General features: G+C 63.3%; 6 protein-coding genes and 1 pseudogene. 3 read left to right on the top strand and 4 right to left on the bottom strand.

Going from position 1 to position 6128, the window contains the following annotated elements; all coding sequences use genetic code 11:
• Positions 1 to 175: 175 nt before the first annotated feature.
• The 3 genes from EN914_RS20595 to EN914_RS20585 all read right to left on the bottom strand — a co-directional run bounded on the left by EN914_RS20595 (position 176) and on the right by EN914_RS20585 (position 3194).
• Positions 176 to 1330 (bottom strand): ABC transporter substrate-binding protein, encoded by a 1155-nt coding sequence (locus tag EN914_RS20595; protein ID WP_024503369.1) that lies wholly within the window; start codon positions 1328 to 1330, stop codon positions 176 to 178.
• A gap of 219 nt (positions 1331 to 1549) precedes the next feature.
• Positions 1550 to 2461 (bottom strand): LysR substrate-binding domain-containing protein, encoded by a 912-nt coding sequence (locus EN914_RS20590; RefSeq protein WP_013528025.1) that lies wholly within the window; start codon positions 2459 to 2461, stop codon positions 1550 to 1552.
• Positions 2462 to 2537: 76 nt separating this feature from the next.
• Positions 2538 to 3194, bottom strand: a complete 657-nt coding sequence (locus tag EN914_RS20585) for a DedA family protein (protein ID WP_081714289.1) — start codon at positions 3192 to 3194, stop codon at positions 2538 to 2540.
• A gap of 263 nt (positions 3195 to 3457) precedes the next feature.
• On the opposite strand from EN914_RS20585, the gene EN914_RS20580 reads away from it, so the two are divergent.
• Entirely contained in the window at positions 3458 to 3907 is a 450-nt protein-coding gene (locus EN914_RS20580; protein WP_024503367.1) for an Rrf2 family transcriptional regulator, read from the top strand.
• Complete coding sequence (locus EN914_RS20575) at positions 3897 to 4796, top strand: NAD(P)/FAD-dependent oxidoreductase (RefSeq protein WP_024503366.1); 900 nt, start codon at positions 3897 to 3899, stop codon at positions 4794 to 4796. The genes EN914_RS20580 and EN914_RS20575 overlap by 11 nt, the downstream gene beginning before the upstream one ends.
• Here the strand turns inward: EN914_RS20575 and EN914_RS20570 are convergent.
• Positions 4793 to 5569 (bottom strand): DeoR/GlpR family DNA-binding transcription regulator, encoded by a 777-nt coding sequence (locus EN914_RS20570; RefSeq protein ID WP_013528029.1) that lies wholly within the window; start codon positions 5567 to 5569, stop codon positions 4793 to 4795. The genes EN914_RS20575 and EN914_RS20570 overlap by 4 nt on opposite strands.
• Before the next feature lie 403 nt (positions 5570 to 5972).
• Here EN914_RS20570 and EN914_RS39265 point away from each other — a divergent pair.
• Positions 5973 to 6128, top strand: a pseudogene (locus tag EN914_RS39265) (choline kinase); the annotation flags it as partial.

The following is a 6128-nucleotide window of genomic DNA, read 5'->3' as shown; positions in this document are numbered from 1 at the left end:
GGTCATGAGATGTCAGTCCGTTGCCGGTTTGATGTGTTGATGTCGCGCGACGTCCCACCTCCCCCTTGGGGAGGTCGCGACGAAGCCGCGGGTGGGGGTGTCTCGAAAAACCCCGAGCAGACCCCGCCCCGACGCTATGCGTCGACCCTCCCCACAAGGGGGAGGGTAAGGATGCTCATCGTCCGCCGATGACGCCGATATAGTCCGACACCCAGCGGTAGTAGGGCACGCACTGATCGTTCTGGGTGGCGCATTTCGACACCGGCGTCTTCCAGAACTTGATCTTGTCGAAGTTCTCGTAGCCGTTGGTCTTGCAACCCTCGTCGGTCAAAAGCTCATTGCCCTTGCAGGCGGCGGGCACGACGGGCAGTGAGCCGAACCAGGCTGAGACATCGCCCTGCACCTTCGGCGACAGCGAATGTTCCATCCACATATAGGCACAGTTGGGGTTGGCGGCGTCGGCCTCCATCATGGTGGTGTCGGCCCAACCAGTGGCGCCCTCCTCCGGGATGGTGGAAGCGACCGGCTTCTTGGCGGCGACCAGCGTGTTGACCTGATACGGCCACGAGCCGGAAGCGACGACGCCTTCGTTTTGGAAATCGTCGACCTGGATGGCGGCGTCGTGCCAATAGCGGCCAACCAGTGTGCGTTGGACGCGCAGCAATTCGAGCGCCGCCTTGTACTGGTCCTCGTTCAGTTCATAGGGATCCTTGATGCCGAGTTCCGGTTTGTGGAACATCAGATAGTTGGCCGCATCCGCAATGTGGATCGGCCCGTCATAGGCCTGGACGCGGCCCTTGTTGGACTTGCCGTCCGGCAGCTTCATTTCCTCAAAGACGATGTTCCAGCTCTTGGGAGCGTCCTTGAACACGTCGGTGTTGTACATCAGGACGTTGGGACCCCACTGGTAGGGAACGCCGTAGTGGGCGCCGCCAACGGTGAACCACGGCGCGTCCTTGAGGCGCTCGTCGACCGTCTTCCAGCTCGGGATGAGATCGGTGTTGATCGGCTGCACGCGCTTGCCGGCAACGAGGCGCAACGAGGCATCGCCCGAAGCGGTGACGAGGTCGAAGCCGCCCTCATTCATCAGCGAGACCATCTCGTCGGAGGTGTTGGCGGTCTTGACGTTGACCTTGCAGCCGGTTTCCTTCTCGAAGGAGGTCACCCAGTCATAGCCCTTGTCGGTTTCGCCGCGCTCGATGTAGCCCGGCCAGGCAACGATGTTGACCTGGCCTTCGCCCTTGCCAAGTTCCTTGACCTGGGCGACGGCCTGACCGGAAAAGGTCAGCGCGACCGTCAGAGCAGTGCATGACTTCAGGAATGAATTCATTGTCGATCTCCCATTTAGGCGCCTGACCCTGAAAGCCGGTTTCGGTCTTCGTTAGGGGTCACGCGCGGACTGAAAACTGTCAGTTCGTCCGTTGGGCTTGATGCCGCTCTGATGGCGGCTTTGGTCCCTGAACCGAAAGTGCTTTGAAAATTCCGGTTTCGCAAATTCATTTATCAGAAGGGCGATATCGGTTTTTCCGATAGATGTGCAGCCGGCCTCTCAGGGACGCTGGCGGACCGTCCGTTGCGACTGGGCAAGACCGATGAAATCGCGCGCGGCCTGCGGCAGACCGGAGCCGCGCCGCCAGACCATGCCGACCTGGACCACCGGCAAGGAGCCGGAAATATCGCGCGATTCGATGCGGTCGCCTTCCAGCGACCAGGGCCGGTAGACGAGATCGGGCAGCAGCGCCACGCCGGCACCGGTGGCGACCAGACTGCGCACGGCCTCCACGGAACGGGTGCGGAAGGCGACATGCGGCTTGGCGCCGATCGCCGTCAGCAGCTTGCCGGTATTCTCCTCGATCTCGTCGACGGTCAGCATGATCAGCGTTTCGGAGGCAATGTCGCCAATGCTGATGATGTCGGCGCCGACGAGCGGATGACCGAGCGGCAGCCACAGCCGATAGGCCGAGACTTCGAGGATTTCCGACTGCAACGCGGTGCGGTCGCGCAAATTGGAGGTGACCATGACGGCAATGTCGAGCTTGCCGCCGATCAGGAGGTGTTCGAGATAATCGCCATTGTCCTCGATGGCAGAGACCTCGACGCCCGGATAGGCACGGCGGTAGCGGGCGAGCAGATCCGACAGCACATAGCCGGCGACCAGCGAGGTGACGCCGAGCTGCAGCCGGCCGGCCGCCACCGCCTGCTCGCCGGAGAAAGAGCGGCGCGCGTCGGAAACATCGGCGAGGATTTTCGTCGCATGGCGCAGGAACTGGTGACCCTTGTGGGTGATGTTGAGGCCGCGCGGGTGGCGTTCGAACAGTTCGACGCCGAGATCGCTTTCGAGTTCCTTGATCGCTTCGGTGACCGACGATTGCGAGATGGAGAGGTTCTGGGCGGCGCCCGAGACCGTGCCTTGCTCGGCAACGGCGATGAAGAACTGCAGCTGGCGGATGGTGAAAGCCATGGTCCGGACTAAACACCGGCGGCCGAACGAAGGAAAGCCGACTGCAGAGCTTATCCCATGACCTGAGAGCTGGCGCTCAACCGAGCGCCAACTTGATGCGCCGCCGGCATGCGGGGCCATAGCGCAGCGCAAGCATGAATGCCGTCTCCAGAGCCACGACGATGACAATGATGCGCAGGCCCACCGTGAAGGAGTCCCGGCCGCTGCCGCGCAGCAGATAGCCGGTGGTGAGAAAGCCCGCGTTCCAGAACGTGGCGCCGAGCAGCGTCGCGGCCGCGAAGGGCAAAGCGGGCAGGCAGAGTGCGCCGGCGGCGATCGGCAGGTAATTGCGCACAGTCGGGATGAACTGCGCCAGCAAGGACACCCGGACGTGATTGCGCCGATAGGCCTGGCCGAGCCTGCGGTAGGTCGCGTGGCGCAGGAACACGTACTTGCCGAAACGCTCGACCAGCCTGTCGGCACGGTCAGGTCCAACCCGGCGGCCGACCGCATACCAGACAAGGCAGCCGCTGGCGGACGCAAGCGTCGTCACCATCAGCAGGATCGCCAGCGTCGAAGCATCCGGCGCCGCCGTCATGCCGAGGAACAGCAGCAGCACATGCGAGGGCGGAATTGGCAGGATCTTTTCGGTGAAGGCGAGGCAGAAAACGCCCAACAGACCGAAGCCGAGGATGGCTGCCAGCGGCCCCGTCATGCGAAGCGACATGGTGACGCCGACACCAAACGGTGCCACGGTCCATCTCTGGAGAAAAGACAAAGCATCAGGCAACCTTCATCCTGGATCCAACGCTTCGATCGGTCGGCGTGGCGTTTGCTGCAGTCAGCGTCGGACCCGAAATCCGTTGCATATGTCGGGTCCGACGCCTTGGCGCCGGCATACGAGGCGAATCGCGCACCGACTGGTTCTGTTTGCCGCGAATGGATTGCGTGGACATTGCGCCTCGGCGCGGACGAGACGTGTTTGACATCGACACCAATCGTAACTAACTAAGTTACATGAAGCGCAACAGCCGACTGTCCTCTACCCTGCACATTCTCGTCCACATGGCCGAGAAGCCCGAACAGGCGCTGACCTCCGAGCAGCTTGCCACCTTCATCCACACCAATCCGGTGGTGGTCCGCCGCACCATCGCAGGCTTGCGCGACGCCGGCATCGTCACCTCGTCGCGCGGGCACGGTGGCGGCTGGCTGCTCGGGCGGGCGCCCGAGAAAATATCCCTGGCCGAGATCAGCGTCGCCCTTGGCGAGACGCTGCTGCCGTTCAGCACCGAGCCGGAAAGCCCCGGCTGCCTCGTCGAGCAGGCGGTGATCGCCGTGCTCGACGATTTTCGCATCGCCGCCGAAAGGCTGCTGGCGGAGAAGCTGAGCCGCATCACGCTGGCTGACCTGACCGCCGATTTCCGCCGCCGTTTTGACCTCATTGGAGTCTCCAGCCATGCAGTATGATCTTGCCGTCATCGGCGGCAGCTTTGCCGGCCTGTCCGCCGCCATCCAAGTGGCGCGGGCAGGACGCAAGGTGCTGGTGATCGACGCCGGGCGGCCGCGCAACCGCTTTGCCGAGCATTCGCACGGCTTCCTCGGACATGACGGGCGCGCGCCCGGCGCAATCCTGGATGACGCAAGGCGCCAACTACTGGCCTATCCGACAGCCAGGGTTGTCGACGGGCGCGCCGACAAGGCCCTTGCCGCTGGCAGCAGCGAGTTCGAAATCACCACCGAGGGTGGCGAGACATTCGGCGCGGCACGGCTGGTACTGGCCACTGGGGTGCGCGATATCCTGCCGGAGGTTGCCGGGCTTGCCGAGCTCTGGGGAAAGAGCGTGCTGCACTGCCCCTATTGCCACGGCTACGAAGTTTCCGGCGGGCCGCTCGGCGTGCTCGCAACCGGTCCGATGTCCATGCATCAGGCACAGCTGATCACCGATTGGGGCGATGTCACGCTGTTCGGCAATGGCCTGTTCGAACCTGACACAGAGCAGATGCGCGCGCTGGAGAGCCGAAAGGTGCGGTTTGAGCCCACCAGCGTTGCCGAGCTAGAGGAAGACGGCTCCGGCGGATTGATCGTCCACCTCGACGACGGCAGAAAGGCCGGCGTCAGGGCGATGTTCACCGCTCCGCGCAATATCATGGCCAGCCCGCTGGCCGAACAGCTCGGCTGCGGCTTCACCGAAGGCCTCCTCGGCACGGTGATATCAGTCGACGACAGGCAGCAGACGACCGTGCCCGGCGTCTACGCCGCCGGCGACGCGGCACGTTCGATGCACAACATCGCCTTTGCAGTATCGGGTGGCACCTTTGCGGGCGTCTGCGCCCACCAATCGCTGGTCTTCGGCTAGAACCCGGCTTCCGCGCCGGCGATGCTGAGCCGGGCGCCGGCCTGCGCAAGGGCGGCGGCCAGGTCGTGCGGCGGCGAGCGGTCGGTGGCGAGTTCGGAAAAGCTGTCGAAGCCGCAGACCTGGACCAGACCAAGACGGCCGAATTTCGAGTGATCGGTGATGACGAGGGACCGCTGGCCGCGCGACAGCACCATGCGGGCGAACTCGGCCTCATCCAGATCAAAATCCATGACGCCCATCACCGCGTCGACGCCCCCGGTGGAAATGATGGCGTGACTGACCGAGAAGCGACTGACAAAATCGATCGCCGAGGCGCCGAAAGCAGCGCCGGAATCGCTGCGCAGCTCGCCGCCGGCCATATAGACCTTGTTGCCGTTGATGGTGGCCAGCGTGCGGGCGATGTCCGAGGAATTGGTGACGACCGTCAGGCGCCGGTGGCCGAGCAGTTCACGCGCAAGGAACGAGGTCGTCGTTCCGGTGTCGAGCATGATGGATTCCCCGTCGCGGATGGTGGCGGCAACCATGCGGGCAATGACGCGCTTGGCGTCGGCGTTCTCACGCATGCGCCGCTCGAACGGCGCTTCGCCGATCATTGACGGCAGGCCGATGGCGCCATGCATCTTGAGGACAGAGCCATCACCGGTCAGCGGCTTGACGTCGCGGCGCACCGTCTCGAGCGACACGCCCAGCCGGTCGGCCAGACTGGCGATGGTGACGGTGCCCTCTTCCTGCAGGAGCCGCAGGATCTCGCCGTGTCGTTTGGACTGGGCCATCTGGTTTCCCGAACTGATGCTCTTGACCGATTCTAAGGTAATTCAATTGCTTTTAAAGCAACTACCTTATGCTTTCAGGCAAAATACCCAAAAAAAGTCACAGCTTTTCATTGACAAGCGGGAAACCCTGGCGTGAAATCAAAGACATCAACAGGCTCCAGATCTGCGACTGGGGGCAGAGCCGCAACTCAGCGATCAGGCCGTTTGGAACGTGCCTGTACAAGGAATTTTCAGATCCGCGGGGGCGGATGCCGGGCTCAAAAACCTGGCCAAGGGGCTCGTCGGTGCGGTGCGGGATACCGATCCTGGCGTCCCGCACCGACGAGATTATTTACGTTTCTCCCCGCCGTCGTTGCGCTGTTCACGGCGCCTTGTCGAAGCCCAGCAAACCAGGGATGATTCCGTGACCGCCGAAGATCGCATCCGCGCCCTGCCCTGCTGGACCGGTGGCATCGAGATCGCACCGCTGCCCGGCGGTCTGAGCAACGCGAATTATGTGGTCACGGACGCGGCGGGACGACATGTCGTGCGCTTCGGCAAGGACTATCCGTTCCACCAT

The sequence above is a fragment of the Mesorhizobium sp. M7A.F.Ca.CA.001.08.2.1 genome (genome assembly GCF_003998455.1).
In the GTDB taxonomy this organism is placed as follows: domain Bacteria; phylum Pseudomonadota; class Alphaproteobacteria; order Rhizobiales; family Rhizobiaceae; genus Mesorhizobium; species Mesorhizobium ciceri.
The sequence above is the reverse complement of the archived record's forward strand: the minus strand, read 5'-3'. Positions and strand labels throughout refer to the sequence as shown.

Bases quoted from the DNA above. Each gene is read 5' to 3' on its own strand.
- EN914_RS20595 (WP_024503369.1), bottom strand. From the start codon at position 1,330: ATGAATTCATTCCTGAAGTCATGCACTGCTCTGACGGTCGCGCTGACC.
- EN914_RS20590 (WP_013528025.1), bottom strand. From the start codon at position 2,461: ATGGCTTTCACCATCCGCCAGCTGCAGTTCTTCATCGCCGTTGCCGAG.
- EN914_RS20580 (WP_024503367.1), top strand. From the start codon at position 3,458: ATGAAGCGCAACAGCCGACTGTCCTCTACCCTGCACATTCTCGTCCAC.
- EN914_RS20575 (WP_024503366.1), top strand. From the start codon at position 3,897: ATGCAGTATGATCTTGCCGTCATCGGCGGCAGCTTTGCCGGCCTGTCC.
- EN914_RS20570 (WP_013528029.1), bottom strand. From the start codon at position 5,569: ATGGCCCAGTCCAAACGACACGGCGAGATCCTGCGGCTCCTGCAGGAA.